The sequence below is a fragment of the Kitasatospora humi genome (assembly GCF_020907985.1).
Classification (GTDB): domain Bacteria; phylum Actinomycetota; class Actinomycetes; order Streptomycetales; family Streptomycetaceae; genus Kitasatospora; species Kitasatospora humi.
On record NZ_JAJJPA010000023.1, the window covers coordinates 39,812 to 57,398 of the forward strand.

Below are 17,587 nucleotides of genomic sequence, written 5' to 3' on the forward strand. Positions count from 1 at the left end.
CCGTGCCGCACCGGCTCAGCTCACTCGTTGGGGACGGTGGCGTACCGGGGCGTGCCCTCGGCCATCTGCCGCAGCGCGTCCTTGCGGGCCCGCTTGGAGAGCCGGTCGATGTAGAGGTAGCCGTTCAGGTGGTCGGTCTCGTGCTGCAGGCAGCGGGCGAAGAAGCCGGTGCCCTCCACCCGGACCGGGTTGCCGTCCTTGTCCTGGCCGGTCACCGCCGCGTAGGCGGGGCGGGCCAGTTCGGCGTAGGCGGTGGGCACCGACAGGCAGCCCTCGTTGCCGTCGTCCAGCGCGCGCCGGCCCACCGGGAGCTCCTCGATGACCGGGTTGACGACGTGGCCGATGTGCCGCACGTTGTCGTCGTCCGGGCAGTCGTAGACGAACACCTTGGCGTCCACGCCGATCTGGTTGGCCGCCAGGCCGACGCCCTCGGCCGCGTACATCGAGACGAACATGTCGTCGATCAGCGCGGCCAGGTCGGCGTCGAACTCGGTGACGGTCTTGCACTCGCGGTGCAGCACCGGGTTGCCGACCACGGTGATCGGGCGGGCGGTGCCCTTGGTCAGGTCGGGCTCCTCGCCGATCACCCGGGCCGGGGCGGCCGGCTCCTGGTGCTCGTGGGTGTGCTCGTCGTGCTGCTCGGCCATCGGTCCGCTCCTGTAACGCGTGCTCGGTGCTGTGCTCAAACCTGAAGGAGGGTCCAAGCCTACGGGCCCGGTCAGCAGACCTCTTCCACGTCCCGGTAGGCCCGGGTGGTCGGGGAGGCCGCCACCCAGCGGTCCAGCAGCAGCCGCACCAGGCCGGCCGGCGCGGCGATGCCGCACTCCCGCTCGGTCAGCCAGCCGCCGGCCCCGCTGCCGTGGCTCAGGTGGCTGAGGTGGCCGGGGTGCGCGGCGTCGCCGTCGTCATGCGGATCGTGGTGCTCGGTGTAGCCGTCGTCGGTGGCCATCCGGCTCTCCGAGCAGGCCCGGCACAGCAGCCGCACCGAGGAGGTCCAGTCCTCGGCCGCGTAGCCCGCCTCGGCCACCAGCCGCTCCAGGGCGTCCCGGTCGGCCTCGGTGGCGGCCTGCAGCAGCACCACGTAGGTCGGCACCGGGGAGGGCGCCCACAGTTCGATCTCGTCGAAGACCGGGAACGCGGCCCCGCCCGCCACCCGCTCGCCGTGCGGGGCGCCGTCGTGCAGCACCACCTCGCCCCAGCGGCGGCCGGAGGAGGGCAGCGGGATGGAGAGCACCTCGACCCTGGCCGGATCCAGTCTGCGGCCCCAGACCACCTCGGACTCGCCCTCCGGCGAGAGCCGCACCGGAGTGGTGCCCAGGTCGAGGCGGACCGGCCCCTCGGCGGCCGGGCCACCCGGCAGCTTCAGCCCGTAGGCCTGCCAGGCCCGACGGGCCAGCGGCCAGTCCTGCAGGGCCGTGGCGGTGATGCCCAGGTTCCACCAGTCGGGGGCGCCCTGGTCGCGGTCGAGCAGCGCGACCGCGCGCAGGCCGGCGACCCGGGCCTGCTCCCAGTCCCGGCGGAACTTGTGCAGCAGGGCCAGGTTGAACCAGGAGTCGGAGAGCCAGGGCTCCAGGTCGGCCGCCATCACCAGGAGGGCACCGGCGTCCTCGTACCGCCCGTCGCCGATCAGCGTGAAGGCCCGGTCGGTCGTCTGCCGCCAGGTGGCGGACGGCCGATGCCGTGCCCGGTGGAAGATCTTCACGTTGCCCTGCCGCCCGTTCGCTCGGTCCCGCTGATTCCTACTGATTCCTGGTCTGTCCGGTGAGCTGCGCTGTCGGCCGGAGCCGAGAGCCGGCGGGCCCCCGGTCCGGTAGTTCCACGCTATGACCGCATCCAACCACGGCAGCGGTGGGGTGCGCTCACTGCACGAGGTTCCCGCTCGGCGCGGGCGAGCGTACCGGCGGTTCACCCGCTCTCGGTACGCGCCACCGTGCACCGGCCCGCACCCGCCGCGCGCAGCCGCTCCAGGGCGGCCACCACCACCGGGTCGTAGGTCCGCCCGGCGCCCTCGCGCAGTTCGGCCAGCGCCGCCGCGTCGTCCGCCGCCGGGCCGACCAGGTCCTCGTGCGCGTTGGCCACCCGGATGATCCGCGCGGCCAGCGGCAGCGAATGGTCGGTCCGGCCGTCCGGGCCGGTCAGCGGGTCGGCCGAGCGCGCCACCTGCTCGGCCACCGGGGTCGGCACCCCGGTGCAGCGGATCACCTCGCTGCCGAGCCGGGCGATCCGCTGCTGGTCGGGCTCCGGCAGGGCGGCCGTCGCCCCGCCCCGCACCGGCTCGACCAGTGACAGCTGACCGATGTCGTGCATCAGCGCGGCGTACTCCAGCAGGGCGAGCTGCCGGCTGCCCAGGCCCAGCTCGCGGCCGAGCGCGCAGGCGGTGTCGGCCACCCGGCGGGCATGGCCCGGCGCGGTGTAGCCGGCCACCTCGGTGGCCCGGGCCAGGGTGGCGATGGTCTGGCCGTAGGTGGCCCGGACCGCCGCGGCCCGGCGGAACGAGGCCTGGGCGAGCAGCAGCGGCAGGCAGAACACCGGCAGCGCCCACAGGCCCACCTCGCCGGCCGCCAGGCTGACCAGCATGCCGGTCGCGGCGATCGCCGAGCCGATCCCGCACAGCGCCCGCACCTGGTCCTCCAGGACGGCGCCGAACCGGCCGCCCGGCTGCTGCAAGGCCGCCAGCACCGCGTCGGCCAGGCCCGCCAGGGCGGCCACCAGCACCAGGAACGCGCCGTAGGCCGGGCCGGCCAGCGGCCACCGGTCCAGCGCGCCGCTGAGGTAGAGCGGCTGGAAGAGGGTGGCGGCGAAGCCCACCGCGAGCAGCCGGCGGGCCGCGCCGTCGGCCCAGCCGACCGCTGCCGGGACGCGGCAGCGCAGCGCACCGCTGACGGCCGCGCGCCGGTGCCGGTGGCGGCCACCGGCCTGCGGGCGGCTCGCGGTGTGCGGGCGGGCGGGGGTGCGGGGCTTGGGCACGGTGGCCCGCCGCTCGCCGCGGCCGCGGTGCCGGGCGGCCCGGCCGGCCGCCCGCAGCAAGGCGCCGGCCAGCGCGCCGACGCCGGTCACCGCCACCACCTGCAGCACCCCGTGGCCGGTCGGCAGCCCGTGCAGCGGGCCGAGCAGCGCATAGGCCAGGCCGGCGGCGGCGCCCAGCGGCGCCTGCCCGTGCTCGCCGGGGCCGCCGGCCCGCACCGCCTCACCGACGGTCACCAGCGCGGCGAAGCTGTACGCCACCTGCGGCTCGGCCAGGCCGCGGGCGACCAGCTTGGCCACGGCCCCCGCGAGCAGCAGCAGCGCGGCCGCGCGCACCAGCGAGGCCCCCGTCACCACCGGGCGGGCCGGCCCGGTCAGCGATCGGGGCGGCAGCGGTCGGGGCGACCCGGTCGGCGGCCGGCTCACCGGTGGGCGGGCCGAGTCGGCCGGCGGGCGGTTCACCGGCCGCCGCCGGCGCTCACCCGGGGCGCCGGCTCCGGCACCCCGAGCGGGATGTCCGGCACGTCGGCGTCCGCCTGGTCGGTGGCCGGGAGCACCGGCTGCCAGCCGTGCCGCTCCACGGCGGCGACCAGGGCGTCCACCATCACCGGGTCGAACTGGCTGCCGGCGCACCGGCGCAGCTCGGCGACCGCCTCCGCGACCGGGCGGCCGCGCCGGTAGGAACGGGTGGAGGTCATCGAGTCGAAGGCGTCGGCGACCGCGATGATCCGGGCGAACTCGGGGATCCGGTCCCCGGCCAGGCCGTGCGGGTAGCCGCGGCCGTCCATCCGCTCGTGGTGGTGCAGGATCGCGGCGTGCGCCTCGCCGAGGAAGTCGATGCCGCGCACCAGCTCGTGCCCGTACTCCGGGTGCACCTCCACGGCCCTGCGCTCCGCCTCGCTCAACGGACCGTTCCGGCGCAGCAGTTCGGTGGCCACCCCGAGCTTGCCGACGTCGTGCAGGGTGCCGGCGAAGTGCAGGGTGCGCAGCCGCTCGCCGGCCATGCCGAGTTGGCTGGCGATGAGCACCGAGGCCCGGCCGACCCGTTCGCTGTGCCCGCGGGTGTAGGCGTCCTTGATCTCCACGGCCTGCACCAGCGCCTCCACGGTGGCCCGGTGGGCGGACCATTCCCGCTGCCCCTGCGCCAGCACCCAGGCCGAGACCGAGAGCGGCAGCAGCGCCAGCACCGCGGCGAAGCCGCCGTACGGCCCTTGCCAGAGCACCGCCATCAGCAGGCCGCCGAGGGCGTGCAACAGCGCCGCCGGGCCGGGCAGCGCGATCGGCGTGCGGCCGCACCGGTCGGTCCGGCGCTCGGCCAGCAGCCTGACCCCGGTCACCAGGGCGCCGTTGACCAGGCAGAAGGCCACCACTGCGGCCAGCGCAGGGAGCAGCTCGGCCGGGTAGCGGGCGCCGAGGAGCAGCCGGGGGCCGCCGAGCCGGTCGAAGAGCACGGCGGCGGTCCAGGCTGCCACGGCCAGCTGGGCGGCGTTGAACGCGCGGCGCAGCCGCTCCGGTTCGGCCCCGGTGGCCATGGCGGGCAGCGCGACCAGCGCCGCGGCGCCCGGCGGCAGCATCAGCACTCCGGCGAAGAGCACCGGCAGGAAGCTGCCCGGGGCCGGGGACGGCTCGGGCCCGCTCAGCGGCGCGGTGCCGCGCAGCCGGGCGCGGAGCCGCTGGACGCCGCGCAGGAACGGCGAGGGCACGCCCTGGGCGATCGACTCCCAGCAGGCGTGCAACCCGGCCAGCAGGGCGACCTTGGGCCAGTCCACCGGCCCGGTCCAGCTGACCGGGGTGGGCAGCAGCACGGCCCCGGCCCCGGCCAGCACCAGCAGCACGTATCCGCGGGCGGGCGCGGTCAGCGGCGCCGGTGTTCGCGCTGGGAGCGCGCGGCCCCCGCGATCGTCAGCGATCTCAGCCTCCCCACCTCACCGGCCCCGCCCTCGGACGGTCCGGACTCGTCCTCGGAGAATAGGACGCGACCGGGGCACCGAGGCCCGGCATGGCGCGATACCCGGCGTGCTGCCACCGACACTCACCCGATCGAGTGACACAAGCGAACTGGCGGGCTATCAGGCCAACTGACGGGCTGTCAGGGCATCGGCGTGGGCGGCAGACGAAGGAACGGGGGCCCCGGAGCGCGTGCTCCCGGACCCCCGTTCGAGGCGCCGTTCCCCGACCGATCGGCCGTCAGTTCACGGCCGTCGGTTCACTCGGTGGGAGTCGTCGCCTGGCCGGCCGTCAGCAGGCCCGACTCGCCGTGGGCCGGCGCCTCCGGATCGACCTCGGCCACCGGCTCGCCACCGCGCTGGGCGGCCCGGATGGTGTCGATCCGCGCCAGCACCTTGGCCCGCAGGTCCGCCGGAGTGGCGTCGCACCCGCAGGACCGCTTGATCAGGGCCTTGATCGCCTGCTCCAGGCCGTACTTCTCCAGGCAGGGCGAGCACTCGTCGAAATGCTCGCGCAGCTTGGCGCAGTCGCCCTCGGGCATCTCGTTGTCGAGGAACTCGTAGAGGTGGTCGAGCACCTCGCCGCAGTCAGTCTCGTGCGGGTTCCCGCAGCTCATGAGCCCGCGCCTTTCGCCTCGCGCCCAGCCCCGCTGCCGGCCGGGACCAGCCCGCGCTCACGGGCGTAGTCCTCCAGCATGCCGCGCAGCTGGCGGCGGCCACGGTGCAGCCGGGACATCACCGTACCGATGGGGGTCCCCATGATGTCGGCGATCTCCTTGTATGCAAAGCCCTCGACGTCCGCGAGGTAGACCGCGATGCGGAACTCCTCCGGGATCGCCTGCAGGGCGTCCTTCACATCGCTGTCCGGCAGGTGCTCCAGGGCCTGGGTCTCGGCCGAGCGCAGACCGGTCGACATGTGCGACTCGGCGCGGGCCAGCTGCCAGTCCTCGATCTCCTCGGCCGCGGTGCGCTGGGGCTCCCGCTGCTTCTTGCGGTACGAGTTGATGAAGGTGTTGGTCAGGATGCGGTACAGCCAGGCCTTGAGGTTGGTGCCCTCGCGGAACTGGTGGAAGGAGGCGTAGGCCTTGGCGAAGGCCTCCTGGAGCAGGTCCTCGGCGTCGGCCGGGTTGCGGGTCATCCGCAGCGCGGCCGAGTACATCTGGTCCAGGTACCCGAGCGCATCGCGCTCGAAGCGGGCGCGCCGGGCCTCCTCGGTCTCGTCGGAGGACACCCGGAAGGTGTCCTCGCCGATCGCCTCGGCAAGCTCGTCTCCAGTCAGGGGCTCGCCGCCCGACGGCTCCGACCCGGCCGGGAAGTCGACCCCGTCGGGACCCACGTGCGGCTCGTCCTCGGTCGCGACGACCGGACCCACCTCCTCGGTGCTGCGGGCACGACCCACCGTGAGCCCGCCCGGAAGCGAGGATATCGGGCTCACCGACTTCTCGCCCGCGACAACCCACTCGGACCACGGGAGGAACGCACTCTCGGCGCTCCGCTCCTCGGGCCGCTCGGGGCACACGATCGAACCCATGTGCGCTGCCTTTCCGCCTGACCACCTGCTGACGATGGGGTAAACCCGGCACCCGGCCCGGGCATTCCCGGCGGATCACCGATACCTCCGGCGCACCACCCGAACGGCCCAGCGGTTGGCGCCGCCGGTTCGACCGCGCCGTCACAATGGCAGGTCGACCAGCCAGTCGGCCACCGAGCGCACCACCAGGGCCAGCGCCTCCTCCTGGCCCAGCGGCGCCTTCCTGGGCACCGCGAAACCGTGCCCGGCGAACGGCACCCCGGCCAGCCGGTGCCCGGCCGGCAGCCCGGGGAACTCCGCCGGCGTGCCGAAGGCGTCCTTCTCCCCCTGCACCACCAGGGTGGGCAGACCGGTGCCGAGCAGTTCCCCGGCCCGGGACTTCTCCGGCCTGCCGGGCGGGTGCAGCGGAAAGGCCAGTGCCAGCACCGCGGCCGCCCCGCTCGCCGCGCCGGTGCGGCAGGCCACCCGGGCGCCGGCGCTGCGCCCGCCGACCACCAGCGGCGGGCCCTCGGCGGCCAGCCGCTCCGCCACCGGCAGCCAGCCGGCGTCCAGCGTCCCCGGGGCCGGGGCGACCTTGCGGCCGGCCACCCGCCAGGGCTGCTCCACCAGCGCCACCGTCACCCCCCGGGCGGGCAGCGCGGCGGCCAGCGCCACCAGGTCGGGCGCCTCGATCCCGCCGCCGGCGCCGTGGCCCAGGCCCAGCACCAGCCGGGCCCGGCCCGCCGCGCGGTGCCAGGTGACGGCGGCGTCGCCCGCCCCGGTCGCCACGATCTCGCGGTCGGCCATCAGAACAGCGCTCCCTCGGCCTCGGGGGTGGCCGGCTCGACCAGTCCCGGGTGGTTGTTGCGGATGCTGCCCACCGCCGAACCGATCCGGCGGGCCAGCAGCAGCCCCGGCTCCGGCGCGACCAGCAGCGAGCGGGCCTCGTCGGAGTCGTCCAGCGCCGGGTCCAGCCAGGCGTCGAAGCCCTCCGGCTGCAGGAAGAGCGGCATCCGCTCGTGGATCGGGGCCAGCAGCGGCTCGGCCTCGGTGGTCACGATGCTGCAGGTGACCAGCCAGCCGCCCGCCTCGTCGGCCGGCCGGGACCGGTCCCGCCAGAACTCGTAGAGCCCGGCCAGCGCCAGCGGAGCGCCGTCCGCCCGGTGCACGAAGTACGGCACCTTGCGCGGCTTGCCCTTGCCCGACTCGGGCTGGACGGTCTGCCATTCGTAGTAGCCGTCCACCGGGAGCAGGCAGCGCCGGGAGGCGAAGGCCTGGCGGTAGGAGGGCTTCTCGTGCACGGTGTCGGCCCGGGCGTTGATCATCTTCACCGCCGTCTCCGGCGACTTCGACCAGGCCGGGACCAGCCCCCAGCGCAGCCGCCGCAGCTGGCGCACCGGCTCCCGCCCGCCCTTGGGCACCCGTTCCAGCACGGCCAGCACCGGGTCGGTGGGGGCCACGTTCCAACTGGGCTCGATGGTCTCGGCCGGGTCCCACTGGCGCACGTCGAACAGCTCGACGATGTCCTCGGGCCGGGTACTGGCAGCGAATCGACCGCACATGCCCGTCAGCCTATGCAACCGGCCGACACCGCCGCGCCCCCGTGCTTCCGCGGGTACCGCCCCGCCCCCGTGCAACCCGCGGCTACCACCGCGCCCCCGTGCAACCGGCGGCTACCACCGCGCCGTCCTGTCGTGCGAGGCTGCGTTCTCACCTCCGGCAGCCGCGACCCCAGGGATCGGAACATGAACCACGGCATCAGCGATGTCTGGCAGCGGGTGCTGGGCACCCAGCAGGCCCCGGCGCACTGGCTGGTGCTGGCCTGCGCGGGCGGTGCGCTGCTGGCCACGCTGCCGCACCCGGTGTGGCGGGTCAGCCGCAACGTGGTGACCATCGCGCACGAGGGCGGCCACGGGCTGGCGGCGCTGCTCACCGGGCGCCGGCTGCACGGCATCCGGCTGCACTCGGACACCTCCGGGCTGACCGTCTCCTCCGGGCGGCCGACCGGCCCCGGCATGGTGCTGACCGCCGCGGCCGGCTACACCGCGCCCCCGCTGCTCGGCCTGGGCGGGGCCACCCTGCTCGCGTTCGGGCACATCACGGCGCTGCTCTGGCTCTGCACCGCGCTGCTGGCGGCGATGCTGCCCCGGCTGCGCAACGCCTTCGGGCTGCTCACCGTGCTGGTCACCGGCGGCGCGTTCTTCGCGGTCTCCTGGTGGGGCGGCGAGCAGCTGCAGGCCTGCTTCGCCTACCTCGGCGTGTGGTTCCTGCTGCTGGCCGGGATACGCCCGGTGCTGGAGCTGCAGGGCAAGCGCCGGCGCGGCGGGGCCCGCGACTCGGACGCCGACCAGCTGGCCCGGCTCACCGGTGTGAGCGGGCTGCTCTGGGTGGCCCTGTTCCTGGTGACGGCGCTCAGCTGCCTGCTGGCCGGCGGCAGCCAGCTGCTCGGCCGCTGAAACCGGTCCACGGGACGGCCCGATCCGCCGCCGAAACGGTTCACCGCGTCCACGCTGCGGTCGGGTGAGCCGTTCGCCGAGCTCACCCACCTAGACTGAACCGCATGACCGAGACCCTGTGGCCCGCCCCCGTCGCGACCACCGCCGTCGACGCGACGATCACCATCCCCGGTTCGAAGTCCGTCACCAACCGGGCGCTGGTGCTGGCGGCGCTGGCCGGCGAGCCCGGCTGGGTGCGGCGGCCGCTGCGCAGCCGTGACTCGCAGCTGATGGCGGACGGCCTGCGGGCCCTCGGGGTGGGCATCGAGGAGCAGGTGAACAACGACTGCGGCGGCATCGGCGGCGGCGAGGCCTGGCGGATCATCCCGGCCGGCACGTTCACCGGCCCGGCCCGGATCGACGTGGGCAACGCCGGCACCGTGATGCGCTTCCTGCCCCCGCTGGCCGTGCTGGCCGACGGCCCGGTGCACTTCGACGGCGACCCCCGCTCGCACGAGCGCCCGCAGCACGGCGTGATCGACTCGCTGCGCGCGCTGGGCGCCCGGATCGAGGACGGCGGTCGCGGCGGCTTCCCGCTGACCGTGCACGGCACCGGCTCGCTGGACGGCGGTGTGGTCGAGCTGGACGCCTCGGCCTCCTCGCAGTTCGTCAGCGCCCTGCTGCTCTCCGGCGCGCGCTACAACCAGGGCGTCGAGGTCCGCAACACCGGCGGCCCGGTCCCCTCGCTGCCGCACATCCGGATGACCGTGGACATGCTGCGGCTGGCCGGCGTCCAGGTGGACGCGCCGGAGGACGGCGGCGAGCCGGACGTCTGGCGGGTCACCCCGGGTGCGCTGCTCGGCCGCGACCTGGTGGTCGAGCCCGACCTGTCCAACGCCGCGCCGTTCTTCGCCGCCGCGCTGGTCACCGGCGGCCGGGTCACCGTGCGGGACTGGCCGAAGCACACCACCCAGCCCGGCGACCAGCTGCGCGACCTCTTCACCCGGATGGGCGGCAGCTGCCGGTTCGTGAACAAGCACAGCGTCGACGAGGGCCTGGAGTTCACCGGCTCGGGCCGGATCCACGGCATCGAGGCCGACCTGCACGACGTCGGCGAGCTGACCCCGGTGATCGCCGCCGTGGCGGCGCTCGCCGACTCCGAGTCGGTGCTCTCCGGCATCGCCCACCTGCGCCTGCACGAGACCGACCGGCTGGCCGCGCTGGCCAAGGAGATCAACGAGTTGGGCGGCGACGTCACCGAGACCGCTGACGGCCTGCGGATCCGCCCGCGCCGGCTGCACGGCGGGGTGTTCCACACCTACGAGGACCACCGGCTGGCCACCGCCGCCGCGGTGCTCGGCCTGGCCGTCCCCGGCGTGCTGGTGGAGAACGTGGCCACCACGGCCAAGACCCTGCCGGACTTCCCGGCGATGTGGACCGAGTTGCTCGGCCAGGCGGCCGGCTGAGCGGGGATTCGACACCATGCGCCGCTACGGCAAGGACGCCGACGAGGACGACATCCGCAACCGCCCGGGCCGCCGGGGCTCCCGGCCGCGGACCAGGATCCGGCCCAAGCACGAGGACGCCGCCGAGGCGATGGTGCTCACCGTCGACCGCGGCCGGCTGACCTGCCTGGTCGAGCCGGGCACCAAGCGGGAGCGGGCGGTCACCGCCATGAAGGCCCGCGAACTGGGCCGCAAGGGCGTCGTGGTGGGCGACAGCGTCAGCCTGGTCGGCGACCTGTCGGGCGAGCCCGACACGCTGGCCCGGATCGTCCGGGTCGGCGAGCGCACCTCGGTGCTGCGCCGCACCGCGGACGACGACGACCCGTACGAGCGGATCGTGGTGGCCAACGCCGACCAGCTGGCCATCGTCACCGCGCTGGCCAACCCGGAGCCGCGGCCCCGGCTGATCGACCGCTGCCTGGTGGCGGCCTACGACGCCGGGATGGAGCCGCTGCTGGTGCTCACCAAGTCCGACCTGGCATCCGCCGAACCCCTGCTGGAGGCCTACGCCCCGCTGGGCATCGCCCATGTGGTGACCCGCCGGGACGAGCTGGCCGACGCCGGCGCCGAGGCGGTCCGCGAACACCTGCGCGGCCGCGCCACGGTATTCATCGGCCACTCCGGGGTGGGCAAGACCACCCTGGTGAACGCGCTGGTGCCCGAGCGGCAGCGGACCACCGGGCAGGTCAACGCCGTCACCGGCCGGGGCCGGCACACCACCGTCTCGGCGCTGGCGCTGCGGCTGCCCCCGCCACCGGGGGTGAAGGAGGGCTCCAAGGCTGCCCTGAACTCGGGCTGGGTGATCGACACACCCGGGTTCCGGTCCTTCGGCCTCTCCCACATCGACCCGTCCCGGGTGATCCACGCCTTCCCCGACCTGGAGCCCGGCACCGTCGACTGCCCACGCGCCTGCAGCCACGACGAGCCGGACTGCGCCCTGGACGCCTGGGTGACCGACGGCCACGCCGAGCCCGCCCGGCTCTACTCGCTGCGCCGGCTGCTCGCCTCCCGGGAGGCCCGGGAGGGGGACTGACGGTGTGCCGGGCGGCGGTCCCGGGCCTTTCGAGTGACAGTAGGGCGTACTGCCGATCGTCCCGAGGCGTCGAGGAGGCGACCCTGTGGCCTGGCTCATGGTGGTCCTCGCCGGCTTGCTGGAGACCGGGTTCGCGGTCAACCTCAAGCTCAGCCACGGCTTCACCCGGCCGGCCCCTACCATCGCCTTCGCCCTCTTCGCGCTCGCCAGCTTCGGGCTGCTCACCGCCTCCCTCAAGCACCTCCCGGTGGGCAGCGCCTACGCCGTGTGGACCGGCATCGGCGCGGCCGGCACCGCGGTCTACGGGATGGTCTGGCTGAACGAGTCCACCGCCACCCTCAAGCTGGTCTCCATCACCCTGGTCATCGCCGGAGTCGTCGGCCTCCAACTGAGCGGAAGCGGTCATTGAGGATCGGTACCGGTCATTGACCTTCGGCCCACCGTGCGGTATGCCCACCATGGGGCGCGTCAGCTCTCAGGAGGTCGTGATGACCGTGGTCGATGAAAGCGCGCACAGCATCCTCGAAGGCATCGAGGTTCCCGAGGGCTTCCGGGTGGAACTCATCAACGGGAACGTCATCGTGTCACCCTCGCGGAAACCGCTGCACTGGAAGATCCAGCGAGATCTGTTCCGCCAGTTCTTTCTGCAATCGGACTGGGAGGTCGGCACTGATCAGACCATCAGACACCCCGACTACACCGACGAGCCCCAGCCCGACTTCTTCGCCATGCCCGCGAGCGCCCCGGTGGACCTGGAGGGCAGCTACCCCGCGGAGCGGATGACCCTGGTGGCCGAGGTCCTCTCCCGCAGCACCAGGGGCATCGACCTGGTCGACAAGGTCGAGCTCTACGCCCGCTTCGGCATCCCGTTCTACCTGGTCGTCGATCCGTTCAAGCGGGAGTCCACGCTGCACTGCTTCCTCGAACACGGCCGCTACGGCAACGCGGTGACCATCGAGTTCGGCCGTGCCATCGCGCTGCCCGAGCCCTTCCGCTTCAGCATCGACACCAGTGCCTTCCCCGCCTACCGGTCCGCCGACGGCTGCTGACCGTCCGGCACGCGAGCCGAACTGTCCAGTTCCGCACACGGCTGGGTACTGTTCGACCCATGGCCGACTACCACGATGACCTCCGCCTCGCCCACGTACTCGCCGACTCGGCCGACTCGGTCACCCTGGAGCGTTTCCGGGCGCTGGACCTGAAGATCGAGACCAAGCCCGACCTGACGCCGGTGAGCGACGCCGACAAGGCCACCGAGGAGCTGGTCCGCTCGGTGCTGCAGCGGGCCCGGCCGCGGGACGCGGTGCTCGGCGAGGAGTTCGGACTGGTCGGCTCGGGGCCGCGGCGCTGGGTGATCGACCCGATCGACGGGACCAAGAACTACATCCGCGGCGTGCCGGTCTGGGCCACCCTGATCGCGCTGCTGGAGGACGGACCGGACGGCGAGCAGCAGCCGGTGGTCGGCATAGTGTCGGCGCCCGCGCTGCAGCGGCGCTGGTGGGCCGCCAAGGGGCTGGGCGCGTACGCCGGGCGCAGCCTGGCCAGGGCCGAGCGGATCCAGGTCTCCCGGGTCTCCCGGATCGAGGACGCCTCGCTCTCCTACTCCTCGCTCAGCGGCTGGGAGGAGCGCGGCCGGCTGGACCCGTTCCTGGACCTCACCCGGGCCTGCTGGCGGACCCGGGCGTACGGCGACTTCTGGTCGTACATGATGCTGGCCGAGGGCGCGGTGGACATCGCCGCCGAGCCGGAGCTGAGCCTGTGGGACATGGCGGCCCCCTGCGTCGTGGTGCAGGAGGCCGGCGGCCGGTTCACCGGGCTGGACGGCATCGACGGACCGAACGGCGCCGACGCGGTGGCCTCCAACGGCCTGCTGCACCAGGAGGCGCTGCGCCGGCTGAGCGTGTGAGGCCGGTCAGGCCGTCATCTCCGGATGGAGTGCGTCCAGGAGGCGGGCGGCCCGCTCGGCGACCTCGGCCGGGCCGTAGTCGGCCGCCCGCCGGCACCAGCTCTCCGCCTGCACCGGCTCGCCCCGCCGCAGCGCCAGCAGGGCGAGCCGCAGCGCGGCCCGGCCGTGCCCGGCGTCGGCGGCCCGGGTGTACCAGATCATCGCCTCCGGCTCGCGGTCCTGACGGGCCAGCAACAGGCCCAGGTTGAAGGCGGCGCTGCGGCTGCCGGACTCGGCGGCCCGCCGGTACCAGCTCTCGGCGATCTCCAGCGCGCCGCGCTCGGCGGCCCGCACGCCGATGCGCACCTGGGCCCGGCTGTGCCCGGCGTCGGCCGCCACCGCGTACCAGTGCTCGGCCTCCTCGCCGGCGTCGCCGCGCCGGTCGAGCAGCGAGGCCAGTCGGAACGCGCCCTCGGCGGAGCCGCCCTCGGCCGCCTGCCGGTAGCGCTCCATGGCCGCGGGCAGGTCGCCGCGCTGCTCCTTGGCCACCGCCAGCTGCAGGGCCGCCTCGCCGTGCCCGCCGGCCGCGGCCCGGGCGTACCACTCGTGGGCCTGCTGCTGCTCGCCGCGCCCGGCGTGCAGCACTCCCAGGTTGAAGGCGCCGTCCACGCTGCCGGCCTCGGCCGCCTTGGAGAACCAGGGCTCGGCGCCCGCCTCGTCGCCGCGCTGCAGCAGCACCACGGCCAGCGCGTTGCAGGCCTCCCGGTGCCCGGCGTAGGCGGCCCGGCGGTACCACTGCTCGGCCTGCGCGTCCCGCCCGGCACCGGCGCAGAGCAGGCCCAGGTTGAAGGCGCCGTTGTGGTCGCCGGCGTCCAGCGCGGCCCGGTACCAGCGCTCGGCGGCGCCGTCCTCGCCACGCCCGGCGTGCAGCGCGCCCAGCGCGTTGGCCGCGTTGCCGTCCCCGGCCTCGGCCGCCTCCTGCCACCACTCGGCGGCCGACGGCAGGTCGCCGGCGTCCCGCAGCAGGAAGCCCAGCGCGCAGGCGGCGCGCGGCTCGCCGTTCTGCGCCGCCTGCCGGTACCAGCGCGCCGCCTCCTCGCGCAGCGCCTGGTCACCGTCGGCGCGCTGCTCGATCAGCACGCCGAGCCGCAGCGCCGCCCGGGCGTGACTGCGCACCGCGGCCGTGCGGTACCAGGTCTCGGCGCTCTCCTTGTCGCCGGCCGCCTCGCGCATCCGGGCCAGCCGGTAGGCGGCCTCCCGGTGGCCGGCGTCGGCGGCCAGCTTGAACCAGCGCTCGGCCCGCACGTCGCGCCGGTGCTCCATCAGGTCGCCCAGCGCGTAGGCGCCGAGCGAGTGCCCCTGGTCGGCGGCGAAGTGCAGCCAGTACTCGGCGGCCTCCTCGTCGCCCTGGTCGCGCAGGTAGAGGCCGAGGGCGTGGGCGGCCGGGGCGCTGCCGGCCACCGCGGCCTGGCGCCACCACTGGCCTGCCTCGGCCCGGTGGCCGCGCTGGTGCAGCAGCACGCCGAGGTTGTTGGCGGCGGCCCGCAGGCCGGCGGCGGCCGCACTGCGCAGGTAGGGCTCGGCCTCGTCGAGGTCGCCGCGGCGGAGCAGCAGCACGCCCAGCTGGCTGGCCGCGCCGGGGTCGCCGGCCTCGGCGGCGGCCCGGTGGCGCTGTTCCAGGGCGGCCGACTCCTGGGCGGCGAGCTCGTTCTCGAAGCTCTGCGGGTCGGTGGGGTCCAGCAGGGCCGGGGCGCTCGGCTCGGCCGGGTCCGGCACGGCGATGCCGGCCGGGGCCGGGTAGCGTCCGCCGACCTGGGGCAGCGGGACCGGTTCCAGGCTCTCCGGGCCGAAGCCGGTGCGGGCCAGGCCGCGCTGGGCCGGCACCGGGGCGGTCTCGGCGGGCGCGGCGAGCGGCTCGGTGGTGCCGTCGCAGCCGGCCGGGCGGGGGGCAGCGTCGGGCTGGTTCCTGCCGATCAGCTTCATGCCGACTCCCACTCCCCCCGAATGCCTGGGCTTCGGCCGGGGGCGCACGTCGACTCACGGCCAGTCAACAGCCGTGCCCCGTCCCCCATGTGGTCCATCGTCGCATCACCTGAACACCCGCGTACACCTGCCCGCGCGATTTTGCCGGGCTAGGCCGAAGCCGGCGGGAATTGCTTCAGCGCTTTGTCGACTTCCCGACACTTGCGTCCCACAAACCCCCGTTGTGCAAGCGTGATAGTGCGAGCGTGTGCCCATAGTACCGGAAGCTGCGCCACCGCTTATCGGTGGCGCAGCTCCCTGGCGCACGGTCAGTCAACGGGCCGTCAGCTCACAGTGACGTCATCCGCGTAGTAGGTGCCCTGTCCGTACCAGCCGTGCACCCAGACCGTCACCGAGGTGACCGCGGCGCCGGTGGTGAACCTGGTGGACAACTGGCTCCAGTCGGGGCCACTCGTCCAGGTCGAGGTGTCCGCACCGGAACCGGTCACCCCGAGGTAGGTGTAGTTGCCGCGCACCCAGCCGGAGAGCGTGTAGGTGGTGTTCGGCTTGACGGTGACGGTCTGCGAGCACTGGGCGTCATCCGTCGCACTGGCGGCGCCCGCCAGGGCGTAGGAGCCGGAGTGCACCGGGCTGCTCACCACCGTCCCCAGGTTGCCGCCGCAGGTCCACGGGGTGAGCGTGCCGGTCTCGAAGCCGCCGTTGACCACCGGGCCGCCGGGTGGCGGGGGCGGGGTGGTGGTGGGGGGTGCGGTGGTCGGCGGGGCGGTGGTCGGGGGTGCCGTGGTGGGGGGTGCCGTGGTGGGCGGGGCGGTGGTGGGAGGTGCCGGGCAGTTGGCCGCCGAGCCCTTGGTGTCGTTCACCGCGTCGTTGAACAGGGTGGCGTTCGGGTCCAGGTCGTAGAGCGAGAACATGAACGTGCCGCCCATGCCGTTGCAGTGCAGGTAGTCGGCCTTGGCCTGGAGCGACTGCGGGTCCTCGCCGGACCAGAAGTCGGTGCCGTCGTAGAAGTAGGCGGCCTGCGCGGCCGGATCCCAGAAGGTGTCGGCTGCGTTGTCCACCACGCCGGACAGTTCCTTGTACATCCGGATCCCGGCCACGCCGCCGGAGTCCGGTGCGCCCGGCGCGGGTCCGGTGGCCGTCTGGAACAGCCCGTGGCTGCTGCCGGCCGGCACGCCCGTCCAGCCCCGGTAGTAGAACGGCACACCCATGTTGAGCTTGCCGGCGGGGAACCCGCCCGGGATGCCGTACTGCGGATCGCCGACCGTGTACGCCTTGATCGCCTCGTCGATGGAGTACTTGGAGCTGCCGGGGGCGATCGGGTTGGACGGGTCGGCGGGGTCGTCGTAGAGCGGGGTCTGGTGGTTGGTCGGCCCGGTGGGCTCCCAACCGCCGTGCATGTCATAGGTCATCGGGTCGCCGAACGTCAGATACTGGCCGATCTTGCCGGTCTCGACGTTGGAGATCTTGTCCTGGCCGGCCGGCAGCGCCGCGGAGAGCGCGTAGGTCCTGCCGTCGGTGGCGCCCTGGGCGTTCAGCTCGCTGCGGAACTCGGCAAGCAGCGCGGTGAGGTTCTGCTTGTCGCTCGGCGAGGAGTGGTTGCCGACGTGACCGCCACCGCCCGGGTACTCCCAGTCGATGTCGAAGCCGTCGAAGATGCCGGCCGCCGTGCCGGTGCCGCCGTAGCCGTTGCGCACCGGCAGGTTCCCCTTGATGAACATGTCGATGCAGGAGGAGACCAGCTTCTTGCGCGAGGCGTCGGTGGCTGCCGCGTCCGAGAAGTACTTGGAGTAGGTCCAACCGCCGATGCTCAGCAGCACCTTGAGATTGGGGTGCTTGGCCTTCAGCTCCTGCAGTTGGTGGAAGTTGCCGGCCAGCGGCTGGTTCCAGGTATCGGTCGAGCCGTCCACCGAGGTGCCGTTGGCGAAGGTCTTGCCGTAGTCGGCGTACGAATCCCCGGCACCGTCACCCGCGTTGGGGTTGTTCTCGTCCTGCGAGGCGGCCGAGTCGGCCTCGAAGCAGGTCAGGTTGACGGGGTCGATGTTCTCGAAGTCGTAGATCAGGTAGGTGAGTTTGCCGGCCTCACCGGTGGTGTCCAGGTTCTTCGGGTAGAACGCGTTCTGGTAGACCGACCACTGGTCGTAGTAGGCGACGTTCATGCCGCCCGAGGTGGCCGGCGCCCCGGTGGTGTTGCCGGGCACGGCCGCCGGGGCGCTCGCGGTGGCCTGGGCGTGCGCCGTGCCCAGCACCGAGAGGGCACCGCCCAGCAGGAGTCCGGCCGCGGAGGTCACCGCCCAGGCCGTGCGACTGCTTCTGCGCATTCGGTTCT

General features: G+C 74.2%; 16 protein-coding genes. 6 read left to right on the forward strand and 10 right to left on the reverse strand.

Annotation, left to right across the window (positions count from 1 at the left end; all coding sequences use genetic code 11):
* Window positions 1–20: 20 nt before the first annotated feature.
* The 8 genes from def to LN042_RS21650 all read right to left on the reverse strand — a co-directional run bounded on the left by def (window position 21) and on the right by LN042_RS21650 (window position 7,982).
* Window positions 21–647: a peptide deformylase gene (gene def, locus LN042_RS21615; protein ID WP_230052943.1), complete on the reverse strand. Its 627-nt coding sequence runs from the start codon at window positions 645–647 to the stop codon at window positions 21–23.
* Between the two features lie 71 nt (window positions 648–718).
* Window positions 719–1,702: a tetratricopeptide repeat protein gene (locus tag LN042_RS21620; protein WP_230052944.1), complete on the reverse strand. Its 984-nt coding sequence runs from the start codon at window positions 1,700–1,702 to the stop codon at window positions 719–721.
* A 203-nt stretch (window positions 1,703–1,905) separates the two neighbouring features.
* Complete coding sequence (locus LN042_RS21625; protein ID WP_230052945.1) at window positions 1,906–3,426, reverse strand: HD-GYP domain-containing protein; 1,521 nt, start codon at window positions 3,424–3,426, stop codon at window positions 1,906–1,908.
* On the reverse strand, window positions 3,423–4,799 hold the full coding sequence (locus LN042_RS21630) for an HD-GYP domain-containing protein (RefSeq protein WP_372495786.1): 1,377 nt from the start codon (window positions 4,797–4,799) through the stop codon (window positions 3,423–3,425). The genes LN042_RS21625 and LN042_RS21630 overlap by 4 nt, the downstream gene beginning before the upstream one ends.
* Before the next feature lie 371 nt (window positions 4,800–5,170).
* Window positions 5,171–5,527, reverse strand: coding sequence for a mycothiol system anti-sigma-R factor (rsrA, locus tag LN042_RS21635; RefSeq protein ID WP_230052946.1), 357 nt, complete (start codon window positions 5,525–5,527; stop codon window positions 5,171–5,173).
* A complete protein-coding gene (locus LN042_RS21640) occupies window positions 5,524–6,162 on the reverse strand; it encodes a sigma-70 family RNA polymerase sigma factor (protein WP_230052999.1) in 639 nt (212 codons plus the stop codon). The genes rsrA and LN042_RS21640 overlap by 4 nt, the downstream gene beginning before the upstream one ends.
* Before the next feature lie 420 nt (window positions 6,163–6,582).
* Window positions 6,583–7,227 carry an alpha/beta hydrolase family protein gene (locus LN042_RS21645; protein WP_230052947.1) on the reverse strand — a complete coding sequence of 215 codons (645 nt, stop codon included), beginning with the start codon at window positions 7,225–7,227 and terminating at the stop codon, window positions 6,583–6,585.
* Window positions 7,227–7,982, reverse strand: a complete 756-nt coding sequence (locus tag LN042_RS21650; protein WP_230052948.1) for an SOS response-associated peptidase — start codon at window positions 7,980–7,982, stop codon at window positions 7,227–7,229. The genes LN042_RS21645 and LN042_RS21650 overlap by 1 nt, the downstream gene beginning before the upstream one ends.
* Before the next feature lie 183 nt (window positions 7,983–8,165).
* Here LN042_RS21650 and LN042_RS21655 point away from each other — a divergent pair, with 183 nt between their 5' ends.
* From LN042_RS21655 to hisN, 6 genes are all read left to right on the forward strand, one after another.
* Window positions 8,166–8,876, forward strand: coding sequence for a M50 family metallopeptidase (locus LN042_RS21655; RefSeq protein ID WP_230052949.1), 711 nt, complete (start codon window positions 8,166–8,168; stop codon window positions 8,874–8,876).
* Between the two features lie 104 nt (window positions 8,877–8,980).
* Window positions 8,981–10,321: a 3-phosphoshikimate 1-carboxyvinyltransferase gene (gene aroA, locus LN042_RS21660; RefSeq protein ID WP_230052950.1), complete on the forward strand. Its 1,341-nt coding sequence runs from the start codon at window positions 8,981–8,983 to the stop codon at window positions 10,319–10,321.
* Between the two features lie 16 nt (window positions 10,322–10,337).
* Window positions 10,338–11,393 (forward strand): ribosome small subunit-dependent GTPase A, encoded by a 1,056-nt coding sequence (gene rsgA, locus LN042_RS21665; protein ID WP_230052951.1) that lies wholly within the window; start codon window positions 10,338–10,340, stop codon window positions 11,391–11,393.
* 85 nt (window positions 11,394–11,478) lie between these two features.
* Entirely contained in the window at window positions 11,479–11,802 is a 324-nt protein-coding gene (locus LN042_RS21670; RefSeq protein WP_230052952.1) for a DMT family transporter, read from the forward strand.
* 79 nt (window positions 11,803–11,881) lie between these two features.
* Window positions 11,882–12,442: a Uma2 family endonuclease gene (locus LN042_RS21675; protein WP_230052953.1), complete on the forward strand. Its 561-nt coding sequence runs from the start codon at window positions 11,882–11,884 to the stop codon at window positions 12,440–12,442.
* Between the two features lie 59 nt (window positions 12,443–12,501).
* Window positions 12,502–13,299 carry a histidinol-phosphatase gene (gene hisN, locus LN042_RS21680; RefSeq protein ID WP_230052954.1) on the forward strand — a complete coding sequence of 266 codons (798 nt, stop codon included), beginning with the start codon at window positions 12,502–12,504 and terminating at the stop codon, window positions 13,297–13,299.
* Window positions 13,300–13,305: 6 nt separating this feature from the next.
* On the opposite strand, the gene LN042_RS21685 is transcribed toward hisN, so the two are convergent.
* Window positions 13,306–15,261: a tetratricopeptide repeat protein gene (locus LN042_RS21685; RefSeq protein ID WP_230052955.1), complete on the reverse strand. Its 1,956-nt coding sequence runs from the start codon at window positions 15,259–15,261 to the stop codon at window positions 13,306–13,308.
* 323 nt (window positions 15,262–15,584) lie between these two features.
* On the reverse strand, window positions 15,585–17,579 hold the full coding sequence (locus tag LN042_RS21690) for a glycosyl hydrolase family 18 protein (protein WP_230052956.1): 1,995 nt from the start codon (window positions 17,577–17,579) through the stop codon (window positions 15,585–15,587).
* Between the last annotated feature and the right edge of the window lie 8 nt (window positions 17,580–17,587).

What these genes read in the sequence shown, in the direction of transcription:
- def (WP_230052943.1), bottom strand. Translation starts at nt 647, where the DNA reads ATGGCCGAGCAGCACGACGAGCACACCCACGAGCACCAGGAGCCGGCC.
- rsgA (WP_230052951.1), top strand. Translation starts at nt 10,338, where the DNA reads ATGCGCCGCTACGGCAAGGACGCCGACGAGGACGACATCCGCAACCGC.
- aroA (WP_230052950.1), top strand. Translation starts at nt 8,981, where the DNA reads ATGACCGAGACCCTGTGGCCCGCCCCCGTCGCGACCACCGCCGTCGAC.
- LN042_RS21690 (WP_230052956.1), bottom strand. Translation starts at nt 17,579, where the DNA reads ATGCGCAGAAGCAGTCGCACGGCCTGGGCGGTGACCTCCGCGGCCGGA.
- LN042_RS21675 (WP_230052953.1), top strand. Translation starts at nt 11,882, where the DNA reads ATGACCGTGGTCGATGAAAGCGCGCACAGCATCCTCGAAGGCATCGAG.
- rsrA (WP_230052946.1), bottom strand. Translation starts at nt 5,527, where the DNA reads ATGAGCTGCGGGAACCCGCACGAGACTGACTGCGGCGAGGTGCTCGAC.
- LN042_RS21655 (WP_230052949.1), top strand. Translation starts at nt 8,166, where the DNA reads ATGAACCACGGCATCAGCGATGTCTGGCAGCGGGTGCTGGGCACCCAG.
- LN042_RS21650 (WP_230052948.1), bottom strand. Translation starts at nt 7,982, where the DNA reads ATGTGCGGTCGATTCGCTGCCAGTACCCGGCCCGAGGACATCGTCGAG.
- hisN (WP_230052954.1), top strand. Translation starts at nt 12,502, where the DNA reads ATGGCCGACTACCACGATGACCTCCGCCTCGCCCACGTACTCGCCGAC.
- LN042_RS21685 (WP_230052955.1), bottom strand. Translation starts at nt 15,261, where the DNA reads ATGAAGCTGATCGGCAGGAACCAGCCCGACGCTGCCCCCCGCCCGGCC.
- LN042_RS21645 (WP_230052947.1), bottom strand. Translation starts at nt 7,227, where the DNA reads ATGGCCGACCGCGAGATCGTGGCGACCGGGGCGGGCGACGCCGCCGTC.